Here is a 712-nt window from a genome sequence, read left to right as displayed (position 1 = left end):
GTTTCCCTGTTTGCCAGAAATCTGCGGTATCTCTGGAAACTGTGCGGGACGAATGATATTTCCGGGCTGGCAGACGGGACGCTGACGGGGGCGGTTAGTTCGCTAAACACGGATTTGATAGTTGCAAAAAACTGGAAATATTCAACAATATCTTTTAAGGCCTGCACAGGCGTGACTATTGAAGGAGGAATTGAAGGATTTCTTGATGCCAAAGTTATTCCAAAAATAGAAATCAATCCGACTTCTGTTAATACTTTCGAGAGTATCATGGGAAGCACAGGTGGCCCTTCCATCTGTGCCCTGACATTTATATATGGAGCAGCATACGGAGCCGGAATTGCTTTTTCATATGCAGGAGATACACGACTGGCACAGTTTTATTTTAATTCTGGTAATTATGGAATCAGATTCTTTTAAATTTTGTGTAAACTGATATGAAACACTATTTCAGGGCGATTCCATTATAATTACGTGGACTCCGCCAAATGCATCAATAAATTTCAATTTGTGGTCATTATCAAGATAAAGGAATCCACCTGTGATACCATCATTGTGAAATCCATAGCCTGCCCGGCTTGTAGAATCCGCTTTGTTTTGTGACTCTGCCACAAACTGGGCATGTACAAAAGAATCTTTGTTCACACCTACAATTTTGGAAACCAGATTTGTAGAATCGTAACGGTTTTCCCCGGACAGATTTGCTTTTTCTGAC

General features: G+C 41.2%; 2 protein-coding genes. One reads left to right on the top strand and one right to left on the bottom strand.

The features are described 5' to 3' along the window. A partial coding sequence (locus C805_RS24920) for a hypothetical protein (protein ID WP_016216838.1) occupies positions 1 to 417 on the top strand: 417 nt, incomplete at its 5' end. 30 nt (positions 418 to 447) lie between these two features. On the opposite strand, the gene C805_RS26865 is transcribed toward C805_RS24920, so the two are convergent. Further along, the coding region (locus C805_RS26865) for a hypothetical protein (protein ID WP_016216837.1) at positions 448 to 712 on the bottom strand (265 nt) is incomplete at its 5' end.

Source organism: Eubacterium sp. 14-2 (assembly GCF_000403845.2).
GTDB lineage: Bacteria > Bacillota > Clostridia > Lachnospirales > Lachnospiraceae > Petralouisia.
The sequence above is the reverse complement of the archived record's forward strand: the minus strand, read 5'-3'. Positions and strand labels throughout refer to the sequence as shown.